Annotated in this window: 23 protein-coding genes; 8 read left to right on the top strand and 15 right to left on the bottom strand. The window is 35.7% G+C overall.

The features are described from left to right. Positions 1 to 230: 230 nt before the first annotated feature. The 6 genes from SH601_RS02685 to SH601_RS02660 all read right to left on the bottom strand — a co-directional run bounded on the left by SH601_RS02685 (position 231) and on the right by SH601_RS02660 (position 7,373). Entirely contained in the window at positions 231 to 1,109 is an 879-nt protein-coding gene (locus SH601_RS02685; protein ID WP_319956681.1) for a polysaccharide deacetylase family protein, read from the bottom strand. 168 nt (positions 1,110 to 1,277) lie between these two features. Continuing rightward, a complete protein-coding gene (gene lpdA, locus SH601_RS02680; protein WP_319956680.1) occupies positions 1,278 to 2,687 on the bottom strand; it encodes a dihydrolipoyl dehydrogenase in 1,410 nt (469 codons plus the stop codon). 3 nt (positions 2,688 to 2,690) lie between these two features. Beyond that, positions 2,691 to 4,256: a dihydrolipoyllysine-residue acetyltransferase gene (locus tag SH601_RS02675; protein WP_319956679.1), complete on the bottom strand. Its 1,566-nt coding sequence runs from the start codon at positions 4,254 to 4,256 to the stop codon at positions 2,691 to 2,693. 30 nt (positions 4,257 to 4,286) lie between these two features. Further along, the gene (locus SH601_RS02670) at positions 4,287 to 5,264 is read right to left on the bottom strand and encodes an alpha-ketoacid dehydrogenase subunit beta (protein WP_319956678.1); all 978 of its coding nucleotides are present in this window, start codon (positions 5,262 to 5,264) and stop codon (positions 4,287 to 4,289) included. A gap of 3 nt (positions 5,265 to 5,267) precedes the next feature. Continuing rightward, positions 5,268 to 6,329 carry a pyruvate dehydrogenase (acetyl-transferring) E1 component subunit alpha gene (gene pdhA, locus SH601_RS02665; protein ID WP_319956843.1) on the bottom strand — a complete coding sequence of 354 codons (1,062 nt, stop codon included), beginning with the start codon at positions 6,327 to 6,329 and terminating at the stop codon, positions 5,268 to 5,270. Positions 6,330 to 6,728: 399 nt separating this feature from the next. Next, positions 6,729 to 7,373, bottom strand: a complete 645-nt coding sequence (locus SH601_RS02660) for a YkyA family protein (RefSeq protein ID WP_319956677.1) — start codon at positions 7,371 to 7,373, stop codon at positions 6,729 to 6,731. A 172-nt stretch (positions 7,374 to 7,545) separates the two neighbouring features. Here SH601_RS02660 and def point away from each other — a divergent pair, with 172 nt between their 5' ends. After that, positions 7,546 to 8,100: a peptide deformylase gene (gene def, locus SH601_RS02655; RefSeq protein WP_319956676.1), complete on the top strand. Its 555-nt coding sequence runs from the start codon at positions 7,546 to 7,548 to the stop codon at positions 8,098 to 8,100. A gap of 106 nt (positions 8,101 to 8,206) precedes the next feature. On the opposite strand, the gene SH601_RS02650 is transcribed toward def, so the two are convergent. Then, positions 8,207 to 8,989 (bottom strand): Cof-type HAD-IIB family hydrolase, encoded by a 783-nt coding sequence (locus SH601_RS02650; protein ID WP_319956675.1) that lies wholly within the window; start codon positions 8,987 to 8,989, stop codon positions 8,207 to 8,209. 426 nt (positions 8,990 to 9,415) lie between these two features. On the opposite strand from SH601_RS02650, the gene SH601_RS02645 reads away from it, so the two are divergent. Both SH601_RS02645 and rnjA read left to right on the top strand, forming a co-directional pair. Then, positions 9,416 to 9,625 (top strand): DNA-dependent RNA polymerase subunit epsilon, encoded by a 210-nt coding sequence (locus SH601_RS02645; protein WP_319956674.1) that lies wholly within the window; start codon positions 9,416 to 9,418, stop codon positions 9,623 to 9,625. A 3-nt stretch (positions 9,626 to 9,628) separates the two neighbouring features. Further along, on the top strand, positions 9,629 to 11,296 hold the full coding sequence (rnjA, locus tag SH601_RS02640; protein ID WP_319956673.1) for a ribonuclease J1: 1,668 nt from the start codon (positions 9,629 to 9,631) through the stop codon (positions 11,294 to 11,296). Between the two features lie 157 nt (positions 11,297 to 11,453). Here rnjA and SH601_RS02635 read toward each other — a convergent pair whose 3' ends face one another. The 6 genes from SH601_RS02635 to cbpB form a co-directional block, all read right to left on the bottom strand. After that, positions 11,454 to 12,125, bottom strand: coding sequence for a potassium channel family protein (locus tag SH601_RS02635; protein WP_319956672.1), 672 nt, complete (start codon positions 12,123 to 12,125; stop codon positions 11,454 to 11,456). Positions 12,126 to 12,816: 691 nt separating this feature from the next. Further along, the gene (locus SH601_RS02630; protein ID WP_319956842.1) at positions 12,817 to 14,643 is read right to left on the bottom strand and encodes an ABC transporter ATP-binding protein; all 1,827 of its coding nucleotides are present in this window, start codon (positions 14,641 to 14,643) and stop codon (positions 12,817 to 12,819) included. 27 nt (positions 14,644 to 14,670) lie between these two features. Beyond that, positions 14,671 to 16,422, bottom strand: a complete 1,752-nt coding sequence (locus SH601_RS02625) for an ABC transporter ATP-binding protein (protein ID WP_319956671.1) — start codon at positions 16,420 to 16,422, stop codon at positions 14,671 to 14,673. Positions 16,423 to 16,655: 233 nt separating this feature from the next. Beyond that, positions 16,656 to 17,771, bottom strand: coding sequence for an N-acetyldiaminopimelate deacetylase (locus tag SH601_RS02620; protein WP_319956670.1), 1,116 nt, complete (start codon positions 17,769 to 17,771; stop codon positions 16,656 to 16,658). A gap of 85 nt (positions 17,772 to 17,856) precedes the next feature. Beyond that, positions 17,857 to 18,576 carry a 2,3,4,5-tetrahydropyridine-2,6-dicarboxylate N-acetyltransferase gene (dapD, locus tag SH601_RS02615; RefSeq protein WP_319956669.1) on the bottom strand — a complete coding sequence of 240 codons (720 nt, stop codon included), beginning with the start codon at positions 18,574 to 18,576 and terminating at the stop codon, positions 17,857 to 17,859. Between the two features lie 134 nt (positions 18,577 to 18,710). Next, the gene (gene cbpB, locus SH601_RS02610; protein ID WP_319956668.1) at positions 18,711 to 19,145 is read right to left on the bottom strand and encodes a cyclic-di-AMP-binding protein CbpB; all 435 of its coding nucleotides are present in this window, start codon (positions 19,143 to 19,145) and stop codon (positions 18,711 to 18,713) included. A gap of 286 nt (positions 19,146 to 19,431) precedes the next feature. Between cbpB and SH601_RS02605 the strand changes: the two genes are divergently transcribed. From SH601_RS02605 to SH601_RS02595, 3 genes are all read left to right on the top strand, one after another. Continuing rightward, positions 19,432 to 20,283, top strand: coding sequence for a metallophosphoesterase (locus SH601_RS02605; protein ID WP_319956667.1), 852 nt, complete (start codon positions 19,432 to 19,434; stop codon positions 20,281 to 20,283). 14 nt (positions 20,284 to 20,297) lie between these two features. After that, on the top strand, positions 20,298 to 20,867 hold the full coding sequence (locus SH601_RS02600; protein WP_319956666.1) for an SCO family protein: 570 nt from the start codon (positions 20,298 to 20,300) through the stop codon (positions 20,865 to 20,867). Between the two features lie 69 nt (positions 20,868 to 20,936). After that, on the top strand, positions 20,937 to 21,401 hold the full coding sequence (locus tag SH601_RS02595) for a YkyB family protein (protein WP_319956665.1): 465 nt from the start codon (positions 20,937 to 20,939) through the stop codon (positions 21,399 to 21,401). Positions 21,402 to 21,732: 331 nt separating this feature from the next. On the opposite strand, the gene SH601_RS02590 is transcribed toward SH601_RS02595, so the two are convergent. Then, positions 21,733 to 22,065: a hypothetical protein gene (locus SH601_RS02590; RefSeq protein WP_319956664.1), complete on the bottom strand. Its 333-nt coding sequence runs from the start codon at positions 22,063 to 22,065 to the stop codon at positions 21,733 to 21,735. Positions 22,066 to 22,192: 127 nt separating this feature from the next. On the opposite strand from SH601_RS02590, the gene SH601_RS02585 reads away from it, so the two are divergent. After that, a complete protein-coding gene (locus SH601_RS02585) occupies positions 22,193 to 23,350 on the top strand; it encodes an aminotransferase A (protein WP_319956663.1) in 1,158 nt (385 codons plus the stop codon). 45 nt (positions 23,351 to 23,395) lie between these two features. On the opposite strand, the gene SH601_RS02580 is transcribed toward SH601_RS02585, so the two are convergent. Beyond that, positions 23,396 to 23,572, bottom strand: coding sequence for an aspartyl-phosphate phosphatase Spo0E family protein (locus tag SH601_RS02580; protein WP_319956662.1), 177 nt, complete (start codon positions 23,570 to 23,572; stop codon positions 23,396 to 23,398). A 594-nt stretch (positions 23,573 to 24,166) separates the two neighbouring features. Here SH601_RS02580 and SH601_RS02575 point away from each other — a divergent pair. Further along, on the top strand, positions 24,167 to 25,324 hold the full coding sequence (locus SH601_RS02575; RefSeq protein ID WP_319956661.1) for a zinc-ribbon domain-containing protein: 1,158 nt from the start codon (positions 24,167 to 24,169) through the stop codon (positions 25,322 to 25,324). Positions 25,325 to 25,337: the final 13 nt, after the last annotated feature.

The following is a 25,337-nucleotide window of genomic DNA, read 5'->3' as shown; positions in this document are numbered from 1 at the left end:
ATTGTTAGCGAAACTTATCAGGGCGTTAGCGTCCGTTTATCCCCCACTTAGCTTCCTTGTTTTAACTCGAATCTTGAAACAGGGGTTTTACGGACTCATGCACCGTGATAAAATGAACATTAGGGATTTCAGCTTTCTTTTTTACTTAGTTATGATTTTGAGACGACTTCAGCTAGTGTAGCTTCCTTACAAACACCACTAATTAGTCCAAATGTTTTTAAAACCTTTTTCTATTCGGTTATTTGTATTGTCTCTGGCTCGACAAACTCATAACCTTGCTCTCGTAAACCTTTCACAATATCTTCTAATGCCTCGGCAGTCCAATCACGATCATGCATCAATAATATGGCACCTGGCTTAAGTAATGAATAATCAACACCTGCTTCTGGTCCTTCTCCAGAAATCATTGCTTCTTTCAATTTATCTGCATCCATATATGGTTCAAAGTAATCATATCCATACGTCCAGTTCATTAATAACATACCTTGTTCTTCCACTAATTCTTTTACATAATCGGTATTATCACCATGTGGAGCACGGAAAAATACTGGTTTTTCGTCAATAATCTCTTCAATCAAATCATTTAACTGCAATATTTCCTGCTTTTGTTTATCCTCACCTACATCTGATAACTTCTGATGGTAATAAGTATGATTGCCTATGGCAAAACCCATCTCATATATTTCTCGAAGTTGTTCTTGTTCCTCTTTTGTTTCTAAAAAGTGACCATTCACAAAGAAAATTGCTGGTGCATCTAATTTTTTTAATGTTTTCGCCATATTTAATGCTTGATCTTCCGGGGCATCATCAATCGTCAGTAAAACAACCTGATCATTGATATCATCTTTTAGTGGCTTCAGTGACCACCTATCTGGATGTAATTGATACAAGATCTCTTGGTTCTCTTCTACTTGTTCTGGTTCACTTATGTCTACAAGTTCATTTTCTGCATCAATCACATCTTTCTTATCTTCATCTTTCAGACTCTCATCAACAATGGATGTTTCTTTTGTTGAATTACCTTCACTTATCTCATTATTAACTTCTTGACACCCTGCCAAAGCAAACAAAATAAGCGAGCTGAAAATGACATATGTAATTTTTTTCATCTATTTATCCTCCTTCTTACACGTCCTTCATAGTATATGTTATTTTCAATCTCACCTCTCTAACAGTGTAATCAAAGCTGCAATAATCCATTCAAAAAATAATTCGAACATTTTATCGATATACTAAAAAGGAGCCTGCAAATGCAGACTCCTTTATTAGATTAATGATTATTTTACAATATGGATTGGTGTACCAATAGCTACTTCTGCAGCTTCCATAGTGATTTCACCTAATGTAGGGTGAGCGTGAATTGTAAGAGCAATATCTTCAGCCGTCATACCAGCTTCAATTGCAAGTCCTAGCTCAGAAATCATATCACTCGCGCTTGGTCCAGCGATTTGAGCACCAAGAACTAAACCATCTTCTTTACGAGTTACAAGCTTCATGAATCCATCAGCAGCATTTAATGATAACGCACGACCATTAGCACCGAATGGGAATTTAGATGCTTTAACATCATAACCTGCTTCTTTCGCTTCTGCTTCTGTATAACCAACAGTAGCTAATTCAGGCTCAGCGAATACTACAGCAGGAATTGCATTATAGTCAATTACTGCATTTTCTCCAGCAATTGCTTCTGCAGCAATTTTACCTTCGTAAGAAGCTTTGTGTGCAAGTGGTGGTCCAGCAACAATATCACCGATAGCGTAGATATTTTCTACGTTTGTACGACATTGTTCATCGATCTTAATAAGACCTCTATCGTCCATTTCAATACCAACTTGCTCTAATCCTAACTCATCTGTATTAGGACGACGACCAACTGTTACAAGTACATAATCAGCTTCAACAGTTTCTGTTTTACCGTTAGCTTCATACGTAACTTTCACACCGTCAGCAGTTTCCTCTACACCTTGAGCCATAGCTTCTGTTACGATATTAGCACCTTTAGCTTTAAGGTTTTTCTTCACTAATGCGCTCATTTGTTTTTCAAAGCCGCCAAGGATTTCCTTCGCACCTTCAAGAATTGTTACTTCAGTACCAAAGTTAGCATATGCACTACCTAACTCAGTACCAACATATCCTCCACCGATAACAACAAGTTTCTCAGGAACTTCTTGTAAGTTAAGAGCACCTGTTGAATCAAGGACACGCTCAGAGAATTTGAACGTTGGAATTTCAATTGGACGAGAACCTGTTGCAATAATACAGTTTTTGAATGTATATGTTTGAGAATTCTTATCGTCCATTACTTTTGCAGTGTTTTTGTCAACGAAGTATACTTCTCCACCAACAATATCCACTTTATTACCTTTTAATAAGCCTTCTACACCGCCAGTTAATTTCTTAACAACAGAACCTTTCCATTCTTGAACTTTAGAAAAGTCAAGAGAAACATTCTCAGAAGAAATACCTAAAGTATCATCACCTTTAGCATGATCATAACGGTGACCGGCTTCAATTAGGGCTTTTGATGGGATACAACCTACGTTAAGACATACCCCACCTACAGTACCTTTTTCAACGATTGTTACTTTTTGGCCAGTTTGTGCTGCACGAATTGCTGCAACATATCCCCCTGGACCTGCACCAACAACAAGCGTATCTAATTCAATTGGGAAATCTCCTACTACCATCTCTTATCCCTCCATCATGATTAATTGTGGGTCTGCTAATAGACGTTTAATTTGGTTAAGCGCCATTTGTGCAGTAGCACCATCTACAATTCTATGGTCAAAGCTTAATGATAATGAAAGTACTGGAGCTACAACAATTTCTCCGTCACGTACAACAGGTTTGTCTGCAATACGACCAATACCTAAAATAGCTGCTTCTGGGTAGTTAATAACTGGAGTAAACCATTGACCACCAGCAGAACCAATATTAGAAATTGTGCTTGAAGCACCTTTCATTTCATTTGGAGCTAATTTACCGTCTCTTGCTTTACCAGCAAGTTCATTAATTTCACTAGAAATTGCAAAGATTGACTTAGCATCAGCATTTTTAACAACAGGTACTAATAGACCTTTTTCAGTATCTGCAGCAATACCAATGTTGAAGTAATGTTTGTAGACAATTTCATCTGTTGCATCATCAATAGATGCATTTAAAATTGGATATTTACTTAGAGCAGATGTTAAAGCTTTAACCACATATGGTAAGTAAGTAAGCTTAACGTTTTGCTCAGCTGCAACTGGTTTGAATTTCTTACGGTGAGCTACCAATTCTGTTACATCTACTTCATCATGTAATGTAACGTGTGGTGCTTTATGTTTAGAATTAACCATTGCATTTGCAATAGACTTACGAATTCCACTCATCTTCTCACGAGTTTCAGGGAATTCATCGCCAGCTGGTGTAGAAGTAGTAGTTTTAGCTGCTGCTTCTTTTGTTTCAGCTGGAGCTGCTTTTTCTTCAGTAGCTGGAGCCGCTGCTTGTCCACCATTTAAGAATGCATCGATATCTTCTTTCAATACACGACCATTTTTACCAGTACCTTGTACTTCTGTAATAGCAACATTATTATCACGTGCATATTTACGAACGGAAGGCATAGCAATTACACGGTTATTCGGATCTTTCGCTGCTGGTTTAGCAGGAGTAGCCGCTGCATCTTTTGATTCAGCTTTCGGAGCTTCCTCAGTAGTTGTAGCTGGTCCTTCATAACCGACTGCATCAATAGTTACAATTGTTTGTCCTACTGTTGCAACTGATCCTTCTTCAAAGTGTACTTCTTTTACCGTACCTTCTACTGGACTTGGAATTTCTACGACTGCTTTGTCGTTTTGTACTTCACAAAGTACATCATCTTCTTTAATTTCATCGCCAGCTTTTACGAACCATTTAGCGATTTCTCCTTCATGGATACCTTCACCAATGTCAGGTAATTTGAATTCGAATGCTGAGCTAGAAGCTGCTGCTGGCTCAGAGCTAGGTACTTCTGATTCTGCTGCACTATCTTCATAGCCTTCTGCGTCAATAGTTACAATTGTTTGTCCTACTGTTGCAACTGATCCTTCTTCAAAGTGTACTTCTTTTACTGTACCTTCTACCGGACTTGGAATTTCTACGACTGCTTTGTCGTTTTGTACTTCACAAAGTACGTCATCTTCTTTAATTTCATCACCAGGTTTTACGAACCATTTAGCGATTTCTCCTTCATGGATACCTTCACCAATGTCAGGTAATTTAAATTCAAAAGCCATTCCAATGACCTCCCGTCTCAAATTTATTGTTTAGAAATTAATGACTTTGTTTACTTTTTCAACAATATCGTTATGGTTTGGTAACCAAACTTCTTCTGCTTGTGTAAATGCATATACTGTATCAGGAGCAGCTACTGTTAAGATAGGTGCTTCAAGATGTAAGATAGCACGTTCTTGTACATTAGAGATGATGTAAGAAGCCATACCAGCTTGACGTTGTGCTTCTTGTACCATTACCATACGGTTTGTTTTTTCAACAGATTTGACGATTGTATCGAAATCTACAGGCATTACTGTACGTAAGTCGATAACTTCTGCATCAATTCCTTGTTTTTCTAGTTCTTCAGCAGCTTTCATAGAAGCTTGAACCATTGCACCATATGCAACTAATGTTACGTCTTTACCTTCACGAACAACGTTTGCTTTACCTAATTCTAGTGTGTACTCTTCTTCAGGTACTTCTTCACGGAATGAACGATATAGCTTCATGTGCTCTAAGTAGATTACTGGGTCATTGTCACGGATAGATTGAATTAACAATCCTTTTGCGTCATATGGACCAGATGGAATAACTACTTTAAGACCTGGCTGTTGAGCTACAAGTCCTTCTAAAGAATCAGCGTGAAGTTCAGGAGTGTGTACCCCACCACCAAATGGTGAACGAACTGTGATTGGTGCATTTTGTGTATTACCAGAACGGTAACGTAAACGAGCCATTTGTCCACTGATTGCATCCATTGCTTCATATACGAAACCAAAGAATTGAATCTCAGGAACAGGGCGGAACCCTTGTGTTGCCATACCAACAGCGATACCAGCGATACCAGACTCAGCTAAAGGCGTGTCAAATACACGGTCTTCTCCAAACTCAGCTTGTAAACCTTCTGTTGCACGGAAAACACCACCATTTTGGCCAACGTCTTCTCCGAATACTAATACATTTTCATCATTTTTTAATTCTACACGTAAAGCATCAGTGATTGCTTGAATCATTGTCATTTGAGCCATGATTTACTTCGACTCCTTTGCTTGATATTCTTCCAATTGCTCTTGTAAATGTGCTGGAAGTGTTTCATACATATTTTTCATTAATTGAGTAACCGTTTGTTTAGGCTCCTCATCTGTTTTCTTAATCGCAGCTTTAATTTCTTCTTTAGCTTTTTCGATTACTTCATTCTCTTCTTCTTCAGACCATAGTCCTTTTTCTTCTAAGAACTTACGGAAACGAACGATTGGATCTTTTTTCTCCCACTCGTTATCCATTTCTTCAGTACGATAACGTGTTGGATCATCACCAGCCATTGTGTGTGGACCATAACGATATGTTAATGTTTCGATCAATGTAGGACCTTCACCGTTAACCGCACGCTCACGAGCTTGTTTTGTAGCAGCATATACTGCAAGAACGTCCATACCGTCAACTTGAATACCTTCAATACCAGCACCAACAGCTTTTTGAGCTAATGTTTCAGCAGCAGTTTGCTTTTCAACTGGTACAGAGATAGCAAAACGGTTATTTTGCACAACAAAAATAGCTGGAGCGTTAAATGCACCTGCAAAGTTAATACCTTCATAGAAGTCACCTTGAGATGTACCACCGTCACCAGTATAAGTGATTGCTACCGATTTTTGACCGCGTTTCTTCATACCCATTGCTACACCTGCAGCTTGTGTATATTGCGCACCGATAATGATTTGTGGACTTAGTGCATTAACACCTTCTGGGAATTGATTTCCAACAAAATGTCCACGAGAGAATAAGAATGCTTTATATAGTGGAAGGCCTTGCCAGATTAGCTGTGGCACATCACGATATCCTGGTAAAATAAAGTCTTCTTTTTCAAGTGCATACTGTGTTCCTAATTGTGATGCCTCTTGACCTGCAGTTGGCGCATAGAAACCTAAACGACCTTGACGGTTTAACGCGATTGAACGTTGATCAAGGATTCTTGTATACACCATGCGATACATAATTTCTTTAAGTTCTTCATCTGAAAGTTCTGGCATAGCGTCTTCATTAACAACTTTACCTTCTTCATTCAGAATTTGAAACGTTTCGAACTGTTCTTCCATGTTATTATAAGTACGTTTCAAAAGAATTCACCTCTTCCTTTCCATATAGCCAAATTTAAAATTTATCAAAATTAGCTTTCCCAAAAGATTAAAAATTCTGTACCAAACTCACTATTATTGCTATACCCTATAGGTTGAAAAATAATCAGCTTATGTAATAAAAAAACTGTTACATAAGATACAACTAAAATTACTGGTACAATTTTTATTCATGTATAGTTTAGCTCATTGAACTCAGTTGGTCAAACACTTTGCAACATTTTATATAAATTTTGTTTTATGTAAACTGAATGAAATTACCGACATTTTACTCCTAGTTCCTCTAATCTGTTTCATAAACTTTTATTATCTGTACTATAAATGATTTCAATCAAAAAAGCTTTCGAAAAATCGAAAGCTTTACTCATAAACCACATTTAATTCTGTTGTATCATAAAAATCTTGTTTTAATTGATTATATGTATCTGTCCATTCATTAAACTCTGTATTTATTGAGAGAACTTCATCATATGCTGCATTTACTTGATCAGTTTGTTCGCGAAGATCCTCTTCTGTTAAGTCTTCATCTTTAAACAACTCATATAATGTCATGTCTTCCTCTAAAGAACTTAAGTACGCTTCATTTAATTGTTGATATGCTTCATATCGATTATCCATCGCTTCAACCATATCTTCTGCAACACTTTTTGATTCATCATCTAAATCATCTGTAAATCTTTTTACTAAGTCAAATTCCTCTTCTGCCTCTTCCATCGCTTCAGCTTCTGTCTGAAGTAATTCTTTACGTTCAGCGACTGTAGAAATTGCTTCATCTGCAAGTGTTTGTATCTCATCCATTTCATCTGCTGTTAAATTAATAATTTGATCATACAGGTCCTGTTCTTGCTCTTCTAAAGCAGTAAATGGCGCCTGACCATCAACAAATGGCTGTTCTAATTCAATTGTTTTCTCTAAATGGTTGTACATATTGTTCGCAACTGAATCCCCACTGCAACCAGCTAAGACAAAGCTTAATAGCAAACAAGTTAATAATAATCTTTTCATTCTCTTTAACTCCCCCTAAAGCAACTACTTTAAATTAATTACAAGTGAATACATTATACCATATTCATGGTGTTTTTACATAAATACACGAAATTACAAAGTAGATTTGTATATTTTTTTTTCAATTTTCGTTAATATAGGTTATACGAATATTTATGTGAGGTGTATAGAAATGATTACAATGAAAGATATAGTAAGAGAAGGAAATCCAGTATTAACAGAGGTAGCAAAAGAAGTAGAACTACCTCCAACCGCTGAAGAAAAGGAAACATTAGAAGAAATGTTACAATTCATTAAAAATAGTCAAGACGATGAAATTGCTAAAAAATACGATTTGCGTGCAGGAGTTGGACTAGCAGCTCCACAAATCGGGATTTCTAAACGGATGATGGCAGTACATTTCCAAGACTTTGATGAAAAAATCTACAGCTATGGTCTATTCAATCCAAAAATTATAAGCCATTCTGTTGCAGAAACATTCCTATCCAGCGGTGAAGGTTGTTTATCTGTCGATCGGGAAATACCAGGTTATGTTCCTCGCTATCAAAAAATTACTGTAAAAGCTATTGACCTAGAAGGTAATGAAGTGAAATTAAAACTAAGGGGCTATGCAGCGGTCGTCTTCCAGCATGAAATTGACCATTTGAACGGTGTGATGTTTTATGATCATATTAACAAACAAGACCCATTCTTTGTTCCAGAAAATGCAACGCCATGTGATCAATAATTAGCTCAAAAAATCCCGTTTCTACTTTGATTAGAAACGGGATTTTATTCAATGTTTTTATCATTACTGAGCAGTTCCTAATACTCCTACTGATTGAAGCCTCGCTTTATCTAATTAATCCTAATTTTTTCATTGCTTTACTTAAGCCATCTTCGTCAACATGATCTGTTACAAGAGTTGCTGCATCTTTTACTTCTTGCACACCATTACCTAATGCAACGCCTGTATGTACTTTTTTAATCATTTCTAAATCGTTCAATCCATCACCAAATGCATATGTATCTTCCCAATCTATATTCAACGCTTTAATAAAATTAGCAATTCCATTAGCTTTTGAACCATTTGCCGGCATTACATCACAAGAGAATGGATGCCATCTTACAAAACGTAATTGCTTAAAAGCTTCTTCATACATTGCTTGTTCATCTTGTTCCATAAACACAAGAGCTTGATAAATCTTTTCCTTTGTATAATACTCTGTATCCATTAATGGATGACTACGTTTTAGGCTGTTCATGCCTGCTTCAATATGTGAATGTTCGGATACATTAGATCTCATATCATGTACAGCTTGATAAACTAGTGGATGGTTGTTTTTCACACTAAATGTTGTCAGTTCTTCTAGTTGTTCCGTCTCAATTGGATTTTGATAAATCACATCATCGTTGTGAACAGCATATTGTCCATTAAAGCCAATATATGACTTCAAATTCAACTCTTCTAGAATATCTTGAAACATAAACGGCGCTCGACCAGTTGCAATAGAAACAATAACACCAGCTTCTTGCAATTCATTTACTGCCCGTTTCGTTGCTATAGGTATTTTTTTATCAGAATTTAAGATTGTCCCATCAATATCAAGAAATACAACTTTTTGTCCCAATGTCATTCTCCTCTATATTTTGTATTAAACGATTACCAGTTCTGATTATACCATGAAAAAAATGTATAAGTATACTGAACAAAGATAAAACTAGGTGAAGACTATTCATAGCAGTATTTCAACAGAGCTTCCTAACAAAATATTTCTGATTTTTTAAGCTTTTTTGTTTCAAATTTTCGAAATTCATACTATACTAGTTAGTAATAGGGATTGGATCGGTTCGTTGAATACTTGCTTTTCTTTTCTATTAACATAGGAAGGAGTTGAGCGGTAATTATGTTAAAACGTTTAAGGGAAAAATTAAAACGACGCATGCGGGAATTGTTACGGAGAAAACGTATACCAACAACTATTAATCGTTCTGAGGATGTCAATACATTCAAAACAAACCATAAAATCGAAAACAAAGATTGTTTAAAGGAGAGATAACTTATGATCTATAAAGTACTATATCAAGAAAACAAAACAGAAATTCCAGTACGTGAACATACAAAAAGTTTATATATTGAAGCATCTTCTGAAAGAAAAGTCCGTGAAACATTAAAAGAAAGAAACGTTAATATTGAACTCATCCAAGCATTGAGTGAGGCACACTTAGAATATGAACAACAATCACCTGCTTTCAAAGTGGAGACTGCTTAATAGATGAAATTCGTAAAGAATGACCAAACAGCAGTTTTTGCCCTTGGTGGTTTAGGAGAAATCGGCAAAAACACTTATGGTGTACAATTCCAAGACGAAATCATTCTTATCGATGCAGGAATTAAATTTCCTGAAGATGAATTGTTAGGAATAGATTACGTTATTCCGGATTACACCTACCTTGTACAAAATCAAGACAAAATTAAAGGTTTATTCATCACACATGGTCACGAAGATCATATTGGTGGTTTACCTTACTTACTACGCGAAATAAATGTGCCTATTTATGCTGGTAAATTAGCAATCGGACTTATTCGAAACAAATTGGATGAACACGGATTATTAAGAAAAGCGAAACTTCATACTTTCCAAGAAGAAGATGTTATTAAATTTAGAAAAACAGCTGTGTCGTTTTTCAGAACAACACACAGTATTCCAGATTCTTATGGTATTGTTGTCAAAACACCTCCTGGAAATATTGTTCATACAGGGGACTTTAAATTTGATTTCACTCCAGTTGGGGAACCCGCAAACCTAGCTAGAATGGCTGAAATCGGCAAGGAAGGTGTTCTTTGTCTACTATCAGACAGTACAAACAGTGAAGTTCCCGGCTTCACTTTATCAGAACGAGTAGTTGGTGAAAGTATTAATGACATTTTCTCTAGAGTGGATGGTAGATTAATTTTTGCTACATTCGCTTCAAATATTCATCGTTTGCAGCAAGTCGTTGACGCTGCCGTTAAACATAATCGAAAAATTGCCGTATTCGGTCGAAGCATGGAAGGTTCTATCAAAATCGGACAAGAACTTGGATATATTCGTGCACCAAAAAATACCTTTATTGATGCACACCAAATTAACCAACTTCCTGCTAACGAAGTAACGATCCTATGTACTGGTTCTCAAGGTGAGCCTATGGCAGCATTATCAAGAATAGCGAACGGTACACACCGTCAAATTCAAATTATTCCTGGTGACACAGTTGTATTCTCTTCTTCACCAATCCCTGGAAATACATTAAGTGTCAGCAAAATTATTAACCAATTGTATCGTGCAGGTGCTGAAGTCATCCACGGTCAACTTAATAACATTCATACGTCTGGTCATGGTGGTCAAGAGGAGCAAAAATTAATGCTTCGTCTTATTCAACCGAAATATTTCATGCCTATTCACGGTGAACACCGGATGCAAAGAGAACACGCTAAACTAGCAGAGAGTTGCGGTATTCCACTACAAAATAGCTTCATTATGGATAATGGTGAAGTTCTTGCTCTAGGAAAAGATACTGCTTCCATCGCTGGTAAAATCCCATCTGGTACAGTTTATGTAGATGGAAGCGGAATTGGTGACATTGGTAATATTGTATTACGCGATCGCCGTATTCTATCTGAAGAAGGTCTTGTAATTGTTGTTGTAAGTATTAATATGAAGGAATTCCAAATTGCATCAGGCCCAGATATTATTTCACGAGGATTTGTCTATATGCGTGAGTCAGAAGACTTAATCAATGAAGCTCAAAAGCTTGTTTCTAAACATTTAGCAAAAGTAATGGAGCGCAGAACGACGCAATGGTCAGAAATCAAAAATGAAATAACAGATACAATCGCACCATTCCTATATGACAAAACAAAACGTCGTCCTATGATCTTACCTATTATTATGGAAGTATAAAATAAAAAAGCAATCAGTTAGGTTAACCTAACTGATTGCTTTTTATATATGTTGAATAATTGTCGTAATACCCACTTAGCTTTCTCGTTTTCACTCGAACCTTGATGTGGGGGTTTTACGGATGTTTACACCGTGATAAAAACACTTTAAAACATACTTAATCTTCTACTACTAATTGTTTTTCAAAACGTGCAATATCTCTGTCGGCTCCAATTACAATTAAAATATCATCCTCTTCGATTTCTTGCGTCGCCATTGGAGATACATTTATTCCTTTTTCATCTGCTTCTTTAATTGCTACAACGTTACAACCAAACTGAGCACGAATATCTAATTCTAACAATGTCTTTCCATGCATTTTTTGACCTGCTTTTACCTCGACAATACTATGATCATCTGACAATTCTAAATGATCCAAAATATTAGTAGAAATAATGCTATGCGCAATACGTTTCCCCATATCTCGCTCTGGATGAACTACATGATCAGCACCAATTTTATTCAAAATTTTTGCATGATAATCATTTTGTGCTTTAACCGTGATTTTATTTACACCTAATTCTTTTAACATCAATGTAGTTAATGTACTTGCTTGAATGTCATCACCAATTGCGACTATTACATGATCAATGTTTCGAATACCTAATTCTTTTAACACATTTTCATCTGTCGTATCTGCAATAACTGCATGTGCAGCAATATTTTTAAATTCCTTAATTCTGTCTGCTTGCATATCAATTGCCAATACATCTAAGCCATCGGCACTTAGTTCACGACAAATACTCCCTCCAAATCTTCCTAAACCAATTACAGCAAATTCACGTTTCATTTGAACTCCTCCAACACTTATAATCATACATATCTTATCATACCATAAAAAAGAAGCGAACACTTACGAAGGCAAAAAGCGATAGTGGATGGTGACTCATGTTAGTTACTCAACGAAATACGCTCACTCATTATACTTCTAGTGAGTGGTAGGCAATCGCTACGTCAGAATACTCCGCGTTCACCCTCGGGGCACAAGTGCAACATCTATTCAAGCACAGATCGCTTTCATAGTGTTTTCTATGCCACAGGCTTGTCTTCGCTTTGCTTATATTCTCTATTGGATAAGAGAGGAATACTTACATTTCATGTCCTTTGACTGAGCGCATCTCTTCGGGAAATGAATCATCGTATTTCCACTCGCAAACATTAGAACGCATCATATAGCGGAGACAAAACACGAAGACTCCTTAGGGAACAGTACGAGCTGAAGATCCATTTTCATGAAGCGGTCTTCTTCATGTAAATTAGCTGAAGCCGTACCCTAGGAACGCGTAGTGTTTTGTCGGAGCTTTATCCTAGCACACATCATAAATAGAATGGAAGAAAGCCTAGCCTACAGAAGACTCTTGCTTTTTGACAACGCAAGTGCATTTTATAAGGTAATACCTCAATCCATATGACGAATAGTATTTCAGGCTTATTTTGTATAAAAAAGAAACCAGACTTTTGCTGTCTGATTTCTTTTAAGATTACAATGCATCTAACATATCAAACTGTGATTTAACGAGTTCATAGTACTCGCCTTTTTGCTTCATTAATGTATCATGGTTACCTTGTTCTAAGATACGTCCATGCTCTAAAACAATAATATTATCCGCTTCTCTAATAGTAGAAAGTCTGTGTGCAATCATAATCGCAGTACGGCCTTCTAACAATTTCTTCAAAGCTGTCTGAATCTTTATTTCTGTTTCTGTATCAATACTAGCAGTTGCTTCATCCAATATTAATATTCTCGGATCTGCTAATAAAGCTCGCGCAAATGATAACAATTGTCTTTCACCAGCAGATAAAATATTACCTCGTTCTTCTACCTCTGTCTCATATCCATTGGATAACCTGCTAATAAATTCGTCCGCACCTACCACTTTAGCAGCCTCCATTACCTCTTGATCTGATGCTCCTGGACGCCCAAAACGAATGTTTTCCATAATCGTACCAGAGAAAATGAATGTATCTTGTAATACCACGGAAATATTCGTTCTTAAACTATCTAGTTTCATATCACGTAGATCATGACCATCAATCTTCACTGCACCTTTAGTAGGATCATAAAAACGACTAATCAAGTTAGCAATAGTTGATTTACCAGAACCAGTGTGCCCCACCAGTGCGACCGTCTGACCAGGTTTCATTTCCAATGAAATTTCATGCAAGGCTACTCTATCCTCATTATAAGAGAACTGCACTTTATCAAATACAATATGACCTTTCATATCTTTGAAAACTTTTGCATCTTTTTTCTCTTCTACATTCGGCTCTTCATCAAGAAATTCAAAAATTCTTTCTGATGAAGCCATTGCAACTAATAGTTGATTATAAATTTGACCTAAACGAGAAATTGGCTCCCAGAACATGCCTAAATAAAAGGCGAATGAAACAAATACTCCAATTCCGATTTGGTCAGTAAGTATTAAATGCGCACCGAATGAAATTAAGATTACCGTACCAATGGCATTACTCATTTCAACAAACGGTCCAAAGTAAGCACTTTTTTTCATGGCAATCCGTTCATTTTCATAGTTATCTGTATTCACACCATTGAAAAATTCGGTATTTTCTTTTTCTTGAGAGAAAGATTGGGTAATACGAATACCTTGCATACTTTCATTTAAATGTGAATTCATCCGTGATTTTTGAATTCGTACATTTTGCCATGAACGTCTAATATTTCGACGCATTTTAGTAGAAATAAAGAACATAATTGGCAAGATGATCAGAACTGCTAATGCTAACGGCGGACTAAGTACAAATAGTATGATGATAATACCCGATAACATAATAATGTCCATCAATAAATTGATAATACCATTGGTGAATAATTCTTGTAGGGAGTTTACATCATTTAAAATTCGCACAAGTATGGACCCAGCCGATCGTTTATCAAAAAAGTTATGTGACAAACGCTGAACGTGAGAAAATAATCCTTTTCGCAAATCATGAATAACACGCTGCCCTAAAATATTCACCCATCTAATTCTTAACGTATTTGCTACATAGCTTAATAAATATAAAACAGAGATTGTGATAATTAAGTATGTTAACAGACTAACATTACTTTCTCCTATTGCCTTATCAATCACCCATGTACCGATTAAAATAGGTACCACCAATCGAATAATGGTTGAAACTAACATTGCTATGATGGCTCCAGGCAATAAATTTTTTGTATAAGGCTTTAAGTAAAAAAGTAACCTGAGCATTTGCTTCCAATTGAAAGGCTTTTCCACTTGTTGATCTAATGGATAGTAAAAGCGGTTTAAATGGGAAGCTTGTTTTTTCGTCTGTTTTGCAGTCATTTGATTAGCCAATTCATTTCCCTCCTCTTATTCAACAGATTGCATTACACTATCTCGATCTTGATATTGAATGTTGTAAATTCGTTGATACGGTCCATTCTGATGTATTAACTGATCATGAGTACCGCGCTCTTTTATTTCTCCTTCTTCCAATACAAGAATTTCATCTGCATGTTTTAAAGAAGAGATACGATGGGCAATAATAAAGGTCGTTCTCCCTTCCATTACTTCTTTTAACGCTTTTTGAATTTTGAATTCGGTCTCCATATCAACAGCACTTGTTGCATCATCAAGTACCAAAATGCTCGGATCGATCAAAATAGCACGCGCGATAGCAATTCTTTGCTTTTGTCCACCTGATAATCCCATACCACGTTCTCCTAGCAACGTATCGTAACCTTTAGGCATTTGCATAATAAAGTCATGTGCTTGCGCACGTTTAGCAGCATCAATAATTTCATCCATTGACGCTTCTGGGTTACCATAAGCAATATTTTCTTTAATAGTAGTCGAGAACAAAAATGATTCCTGTAATACAAAACCAATGTGCTTACGTAGCCATTTTAACGGATATGCACTTGTTGGTTTACCATCCACAAGCACTTCTCCTTGTTCAGGCTCATAAAAGCGTGTAATTAATTGAGTAATACTTGTTTTACCCGCACCAGTCGGCCCAATCAAACCGATCACCTTACCTGAAGGTGCATCAAATGAGATATCTTTTAGCGCTGCATCATCATCTTCCACATAAGTTAAAGAAACATTGTTAAATGTCACATGTCCATTGATACGTTCAGGAATCAGGGCATCTTCCTCATCAACAACATCTTCTTTCGCTTCTAAAATTTCTAATAGCCTTTCACCTGAAGCTTTAGCTTGCGAGAACTGATTGACGATAAATCCTAAATTCATTAATGGACCAGTTATATAACTTACTAAACTAAAGAACGCAACTAATTCCCCTAATTGAAGGGAACCATTAATAACAAGATATCCACCGTAAATTAACAATGCAACCATACTTACATTCCCGATGAATTCCATTAAAGGAAAATATCTCGACCAAATTTTCGAAGTGAATATGTTTACATCTTTGTATTCTTCATTATTAGTTGAGAAACGGTCGATTTCAAACGATTCCTTAGATAACGATTTGACCGTATTCATTCCACTTACGTTTTCTTGAATACGTGTGTTTAAGCGGCCTAATGACTTACGAACTCGACGAAAAGCTGGGTGTACCTTCTTATCAAAACGATAAACAACTACAGCTAAAAACGGCATAACAGCCATCGTAACTAATGCTAATGGCACAGAGTAAAAGAACATAACAGTTAAACTAACGCCAATTAATAAAACAACTCGAATTAATTCACTAAAGCCTACTGATAGGAAAAAGCGAAAACCTTCCACATCCATCGTTAAGCGAGACATTAAATCGCCTGTTCGGGCATTGTCATAGTACGTAAACGAAAGCCTTTGCAATTTCTTGTATAGTTCATTACGCAAAACATATACGGTCTTAATCCCAAACAAATCGCCTAAATATGTTTGCAAAAAGTTAGCGATTCCTTTTATAATCATGATTAAAATAAATCCTACTGCAAGTGTCGGAATCAACTGATAATTTCCGTCTAATACAACATCGTCAATCGTTATTTGCAAAATGATTGGGTAAACTACAGTAATTGCTGTCACAACTAAAACAAACAATACAGATAAGAAGAAGAATTTCTTAAACGGTAAATAAAAATGTTTTAATTTTCGAAAAGTTTCCAATCTAGGTGCACCCCCTATTTTTATACGTATGTATTAATATAACGGTATCCGAAATAAATTTCCACCCTTTCGACTCAATTTTTTAAAAATTTTTAAAACTTTTAAAAAACACTAAACTCTATAATAAAATGAGTTTAGTGCTTTCCTGAACTTATCAAAAATTTAACATCTATTTATCCCCTGTTTAGATTCTTGATATTATTCGAATCTTAAAGTAGGGTGTTTTGTATACATTACCCTTTGCGAATCATCGCAGTAACTGCATGGATCCCAATTTGAATAGCATCTTCTTTTGGATTTAATTTACTATGATGCAACCCATTTGTGGAATCGACACCTAGCCAGAACATAAAGCCTGGAATTTCTTTAAGAAAATATCCAAAATCTTCTCCGGTCATTGCTGGATCGGCCTCAACAAATGTAATATTATTCTCTTCCATAACTTGTGCAAATTTCTCGACATATTCGTTATCGTTGCTGACCTGATAGTACATAGCACCATAGTCTACTTCTATATGACAATCATATGCAATTTCGAATCCTTTAATGAAATTTTCAAGTTCCTTTTTTATTATTACCATTGTTTCTGGCTGTAATGTACGTATGGTACCTTCTAGACGTGCTGTTTCCGCAATAATATTTTGTACAGTGCCTGCTGTCATTTTACCTATCGTCACAACACCGCTATCTAGAGGGTCAATTTTTCGTGAAATAATTTGCTGTAATTGTGTGACAAAGCTACTAGCAGTAACAATCATATCTTTTGTCAAGTGGGGGTATGCTGCATGGCCACCCTTCCCTTTAAAATCAATAAACAGCTCACTTGTGTTGGCAAATAAAATACCTGCTCTACTAGATACAGTACCAACTGGTAGTTCAGGTGCAATATGCAAAGCAAAAATTTGGTCAACATTCCATTGTTTAAATGTATCCGAAGCTAGCATTGGTTCTGCTCCACCTGGTCCCTCTTCAGCCGGTTGGAAGATAAATAACACATTGTCATCAATTGGCGTAGCACTTATTTCATCAAGCGCCCCTAAAGCAATTGTCATATGTAAATCATGGCCACATGCATGCATGCGCCCCTCATGCTCAGATGTAAAGGCTAAGCCTGTTTCTTCTGTAATTGGTAAACCATCAATATCTGTTCGATAAGCAATTGTTTTCTTCGGATTTTTTCCTTTAATAAAAACAAATAAACCTGTTTTCCATTTAGTAATGTTGATATTCTCTCGACCCATTTTTTCGATTTCTTCTAATAAAAATGCTTGTGTTTTAACCTCCTGAAAACCAAGCTCAGGAATTTGATGTAAAGAACGTCTAATCTCAATCAATTGTTCTTGATTCATAAAAAATTCTCCTTTTGCTGCATTACTATATCTTACCACTGTAAAAAAGACAGGATCATTGTGACCCTGTCTTTTGATTTGGTAATTAGTCGTTTAATTTTCTTAATGCTTCCATAATTTCTGTTTTTGCTTTTGTTTGGTCATCAATTTCTTTAATTACTTTTGCTGGTGTTCCAGCTACTACTGTATTTGGTGGGACATCTTTTGTGACTACTGCACCTGCAGCCACTACAGCTCCCTCACCAATACGAACACCTTCTAAAACAACTGCATTAGCACCGATAACTACACCATCTTCAACAATAACTGGCTGTGCAGAAGGTGGCTCAATAACACCTGCTAACACGGCGCCCGCACCGATGTGGCAGTTTTTACCAACCGTCGCGCGTCCACCTAATGATGCATTCATATCAATCATGGTACCTTCTCCAATTACGGAACCGATATTAATCATCGCACCGAACATAATAACAGCACCGTCACCAATTTCCACTTGATCACGAATGATAGCTCCTGGCTCGATTCGTGCATTAATATCTTTCATATCTAAAAGTGGAATAGCAGAATTACGACGGTCGTTCTCTACGACGTGATCTGTAATCTGCTCACTATATGTATGTAATAATTCTTTTATTTCATCCCACTCCCCAAAAATAACACCATTTGTTTCATTAAGGAATGTTTGAATAGATCCTGTTGCTTCAATCTTATCTAACTCAGTACCTTTCACATACACTTTAACTGGTGTAGATTTTTTACTGTTCGAAATAAAAGAAATAATCTCATTTGCATCCATTTGCTTCATTGTTTTCTTTCCTCCAATATCAATAGTTATTATAAATGTACCAAAAACCCTATGTTATTTACAAGTATTATTATGTAATAAACACATATAATACTTAAATTTTTAAGCTTAATAGGTGAATTAGCTGCGGCAATTCAATTATAGAGAGACTTATTCACTTCTTTCAATATTGCTCGCCTTGTTAGAATACCAAGAAAGTAGCCATCTTCATCGACCACACATGCAAATGCATGATTAATAACTACTTTTAGGCACGTCAAAAAATCCGTTTCCTTTGTTACGGTTGGTTGTTCAGCTTTCATAACATCTTCTACCTTTATATCTGAAAGCTTTTCCATTTCAAAGCGTTCCATTCCTATGACACTTTTCAATATGGGTGTTTTACCAATTGTGCCTTTGAACTTATAATTTAAGTCTAACACAGGTACAGAAGAGTAACCTGATTCAACTAAAACAAGCAAAGCGTGCTCAACTGGGTTTCCTACTTGAACATGTGCTACTTTTTCAGCTGGGATCATTAATTCCTCGACCGTTAGCGCTGTCAATGTTTTATTTAATAAACTTGTCATACTGTACACTCCTTTTTACTTTGGTGAAGGAGTAAGCTTCGTATCACCTCTTTCTATTTTAACACAAAATGAGCGTTCAATCAGTAAGAGTTTTAAACGGTTACAGATCGTTAGCGAACCATACTATTCATTTGTATACGTTATCCAGAGTCGAAAGTGTGAGATTTACAGAGGGTTGCAACGTGATCAACAACATTCATTTTTACTGAATACATATCATCTTTACTTCCAGCATGTTATAATGTATCACATACATTTCGAACCAATGGAGAGGGCATTACAATATATGAAACGCAGAACTTTTTTGAAGCGATTATTCGGTGGCATCATTGGATTTTTTGGTCTTAGTGGTGGCACATATTATTATGCAAGAGAGATTGAGCCAAGCATGTTAGAAACACATTTTATAGATATAACATCTAAAAACACTCCTACTAGTTTTGATGGATATAAAATAGTACAATTTACTGATACACACCTTGGTTTCCATTATACAATTGAACAGCTGACAGAGCTTATTAATAAAATAAATAGATTAGAACCAGATCTTATCGTATTTACTGGAGATTTAATAGACAACCCACAAACATATCAATTGGATGGGCGTCTAATCCCTCTACTGTCACAATTAACTGCAAAAGATGGGAAATATTGCATCTATGGCAACCATGATCACGGAGGTTATGGAACCGATCTATTAAATGACATTTTCGCACAAAGTGACTTTGAATTATTACAAAATGAGCATAGACAAATTACTAAAAATGGAGATACACTATACATAGCAGGAATAGATGACGCACTGTTAGGTAACCCCGATGTAGAACAAGCTATCACAGGTATTCCCGATGATGCTTTTAAGATTTTACTAGCTCATGAACCTGACTATGCAGATGTAGCAAAAAATTATCCTATTGATATTCAAATATCTGGTCATAGTCATGGTGGGCAAGTACAATTACCATTTATCGGTTATATATACACCCCTAGTTTAGCTCAGAAATATGTAGAAGGTGGTTATACGCTAGGCAATTATCCATTGCAACTATATGTAAGTAGAGGAATTGGAACAACTAGATTACCTTATCGTTTCCTTTGCAAGCCTGAAATTACCGTTTATCAACTAAAAAAATCTTAAGTAAGAGGTGAACTATGGCATACAAATTAATTACAAGCATATTCGTTGTACTAATACTCACAAGTTGTGGCACGGAAAAGTATTCAGGAGATTTTTCTTATCAAGTAGAAGATTTTTCTTATACCAGCCAAGCGGGCGAAACGCTTTCCAAATCAGATTTAGATGGACAGTTTTGGATTGCGAACATGATCTTCACAAATTGTACTTCAATCTGTCCACCTATGACAGCGAATATGGCACGGCTTCAAGGATTGCTCGATGACGCTGGCATTGATGCTCAGTTAGTTTCTTTTAGTGTGGATCCTACCAATGACACACCGGAAATTCTTCAAGAGTATATCGAAGAAAGAGGCGGTAATTTTGACAATTGGCATGCGTTGACTGGCTATAGTGATGATGATATTAAACAATTTGCTAACCAATCGTTTAAAGCTTTTGTTGAAAACCCAGACAACAGCGATCAAGTTATCCATGTTAGTAAATTTTACCTCGTTTCACCAGAAGGAAATACGATAAAAAGTTATGATGGTGAAAAAGCTGCTGATATGACAAAAATAGTTGAAGATATTCAAGCAATGAATTAAAGTAGAAGGGAAAAGAACCTCCTTCTACTTTTCTACTTTACACTTTGCATGAGAAAGAAGGTGAATAGATTGAAAAAAAACGGTGAATCGATTAAACAGATTGGACAAGCACTATTTATTGTCAATCGACATGCAAAAACCGCGTTAGAGCCTAGCCAATTATATCATTTAAAAAATGAAACAATGAGAAAATTAATAAAAGAAAAACAGGCAAAAAAAATTGGTTTACACTACTCTAACAATCCAAAAAAAAGTAGGCAACACTCTGTTCTATTAGTACAAGTCGGAGACTACTACTTTCATAGCCCACCTAATAAGGAAGATATCAAATCATTACCTCATCTAGGAAAGCTGGACGAAAGTTATCGTAATCCTAAACCGACGCTATCTCTAAAAAAAGCGAAGGATATTCTCTTTCATTACTTGCATTGGACCCAACCAAAACCTAAACAAAAACACCGTCCAACGTACCAATCAGCCGTACAAACTCCCTCTACTTTATCGCCTTTCTATCACAAGCGAAAACGTCGGTAATATTATAAAGTATGGCTTCCATCAGTAGGAGTTTTGCATTTCCACTAATAGTTAGCGAAATGTATCAGGAAGCTAGCGTCCGTTTATCCCCCTACTTAGCTTCCATGTTTTAACACAAACCTCGAAATGGAAGTTTGCAAAGTAATGATAAGTACGCTTGCTAGCTTATATTGCATGTAAACTCTTGACTTTCTCAGTTTATCGTACAAGTAATAGACATGGACTAACATATTTCAGCCTGATAACATTAGACGACATCATAGATTGAGACGTCAACCAGTGGGAGTATTAACTCCCACTGGTTGTTTCAGTTGCGAAAGTTGTGTTACATCTAATTAGAATGAGCCTGCTTATCTTTTAATACAGTGAACAATCTATTGACACTTATAATCAATGAAAAGATCGAAATTCCGTATATAATATAACGCCAATTCGGCTCGTCCATATACATATATATAAGATGAAACATACATAATACGACGACTATATATGTAAGGAATGTATGCCACTCTAATGCGACCAAAAACCTGATCAAAGGCTTACATAAATAATACAGTACTACCAGCCCTGTCACTATATAAAATACAAAGAACACTTCCGATTGCATCGTTATTAAAAAATAATCTAGTACGCGTACAATTGTATTCCACCACTCATCAACCATTTATCTGCCCTCCTCTTGTTATTTATGATAAAATAAGCATACATCTTTTCTATACATAAAAGTTATATACTTTGTATTATTTCCACTATCTTCATTCTATATAACTAATAATAAAGGAGGACTTTCATTGGAATCGTACATAAATAACAAAGTGAAAAACATTGAAATTTCTGGAATACGACATTTTTTTAATATGGTGGGCAACAAACCAAATGTGTTATCGTTAACGATTGGGCAACCAGACTTCCCTACCCCTGACCATGTAAAAGAAAAAACAAAGGAAGCAATTGATAACAACCAAACAACTTATACACCAAATGCAGGTATATTAGTACTAAGAGAAGCAATTGCAGATTATATTCAAAGGAGATACCAACTTACCTACAACCCACAAAATGAGATTATCGTCACAGTTGGTGCATCTCAAGCAATCGATATAGCATTAAGAACGATTTTAACAGAAGGCGATGAAGTGCTGTTACCAGGACCTGTATACCCAGGATATGAACCATTGATTAAATTAGCTGGTGGAAAGCCAGTATTTGTAGATACAAGAAAGAATCAATTCAAACTAACAGCAGATTTGATTGAAAAAGCCATAACATCAAAGACAAAAGCTATTATTATTCCATATCCATCTAATCCTACAGGTGTGACTCTATCAGAACAAGAGCTTCAAGATATTGCTACTGTCATTGAAAAACACAACATCTTTTTGATTGCTGATGAGATATATAGTGAGCTAGTCTATGAAGAGAATCATTTCTCCATCGGTAGATTTTCAAGTATCCGTGATAAAGTTATTATCATCAATGGTGTATCTAAATCACATTCTATGACAGGTTATCGGATTGGCTATATTTTAGCAGCGGATTGGTTAACAAAACATCTATTGAAAGTACACCAATACAATGTATCCTGTGCTTCGTCCATTAGCCAATATGGAGCCCTTGAAGCGATCGAAAACGGTCAAGAGGATTCCATTGGTATGAAAAAGGTATATCAAGAACGAAGAGACTTTGTCTATAAACGATTACAACAGATGAATATTGATACGTATTTACCGAATGGTGGATTCTATTTCTTTATCGATATTAGTCATCTGAAAAAAGATTCCTTCTCTGTTGCATTACAGCTTGTAGAGGAGACCAATGTTGCATTAGTACCTGGCAGTGCCTTTTCGTCTTATGGAGAAGGATATTTGCGTTTATCCTATGCATATGACTTCGACACACTCAAAGAAGGTCTTAATCGGATCGAACCGATTATATCGAGAGACAAATAATCTATTAACAAACCCCGAGGTCATTTTATTATCTCGGGGTTTTCGTTAATTATCTTTATTGTGTTTTTGTTTATAATGTTCATAGTGATTTAATAGCTCGTCTAATTCTTGACTAATGTGTAGTGATTCTTCACTCGTCATCCCTTTTTCGAGAGCAACATCGGTCATTTCTTTTCGCAATGTCTCTATTCTGCTTATTAAATTTCTTAAATAAGGTGCCATATACCGAGTTACCCCCTCTATATTGTATTTAATAACAAGCGCTTTAGTTAAGCGTAAATGATTATCCCAAAAAAATACTTTGTTGTAAAGTGAACCGCAAAAAAAGACAATTCTTTCAAAAATAAATAACTAATTCCTCTTATCTCGCTTTATTTCGACATAGTTTCACTTTTTATAAAAATGAGAACAGCTTTCTCACCCAATATTGAAATATATGTATTTAATATAATTTATTTCTAGTTATAATACAAGTAAAAGGAAGTAAATGGATTAAGATTATTGATAGCAATGAAAAAACCTTAATAGATTTTCTCCATTAAGGCTTTTCCCAATATCATTATCTCACTCGATCGAAAATTGTATATCCCATACAACCAATTAGAATCACAAAGCATAATATACCAAACAAGATACTCAAGCTTCACACCCCATTTTTTTCGATTCTTCTTTCCTTATTATACCTAACTTTCTATTATTAGAAAAGTATTTATTCAGAAAGCCCCCTATTAACTTAACCTATCCTTATAGTTAAAGATGGATTCATGCTATAATATTACTATTCAATTTAGTTAATCACGAAAGTGAGGTTTTACCTTGTCTTATTGTCCTAATTGTGGTGGTCAAGTTCAAGATACTGAAAAATTTTGTGTAACCTGTGGTGAACGCTTACCAGATAATATTCATACTAGACTTTCACCAATTAAATCCACAAAAAAATGGTGGTTACTACCTATCAGCTCCCTGATTACTGGTTGTATAATTATTGGTGGTACTTATTTTTTGAGCAACTACCAAACAAATAAGGCTGCTACATTTTATGAAGAGGCTTCAGAAATGGCGTTAATTGGTGATTATGAGCAAGCTTCTACATTGTTAACACATGCTTTAGATTACAAAGACAATTTTCCGGCAGCAAAGGAAGCGGCTGCTTTTTTAAGCATAGCTAAAGAATTAGATGAAAACAGCGAGCAAATACAAGCGTTCAATGAACAGAACGATTTCTCTCAGTCACTTCGTATAATACGGCGATCAGAAAATCAATTGAAACAGTTTAGCGGTGATTTGCCCAATCAATTATTAGAACAAAATATGGAGCTGAAGAATCAAACATTATTAAACCAAGCCACCCATCGATTACATAATGACCCATCTAAAGATGATTTAAAATCATTAGTATGGGAAGTAACTGATATTCAACATGAACAAACTAGTGAGTTACTAGAAGAAATTAAACAAAAACTAATAACGATGACCTATCAGGACGCGACAGCGTTATTAAACGAATTACAGTTTTCTAAAGCCTTACGCACTGTAGATGATACACTTCAAGTAGTAGAAAACTCTGAGCAGTTAAATAGCTTAAGAACTACCATTAACAAAGATAAAACGTCTTTTGAATCGGCTGAGGAACAAAGATTTGAACAAGCTCTTTCGGCATTTGAAGAAGAACAAGAACAAAATAAGAGCGATGCACTTGAAGTAACTGATATGCAACTCGAGCAAGAAAAAGAAAACTGGATTATATCAGGCGAAATAAAAAGTGTCGCTACAGTTCCTATCCATTCTATTTTGGTTCATTACTCCATACGTGATAAAAATGATCAAATAATAGAAGAAAACGAAGTCTATGCTACTCCAGAGACATTGTATTCTGAAGAAATTGGTCATTTCGAGTTTACTCATTTTGATATAAATAAGAAAGCAAAAGATTTAACAGCTAAAATAGAAGAAATTACTTGGTACTTGGACTAAACCTCGGAGGATT

This window comes from Gracilibacillus pellucidus, from assembly GCF_033949965.1.
Lineage (GTDB): Bacteria > Bacillota > Bacilli > Bacillales > Amphibacillaceae > Gracilibacillus > Gracilibacillus pellucidus.
Note: the sequence above shows the minus strand (reverse complement) of the source record. Positions and strands in the feature narration are given on the sequence as shown.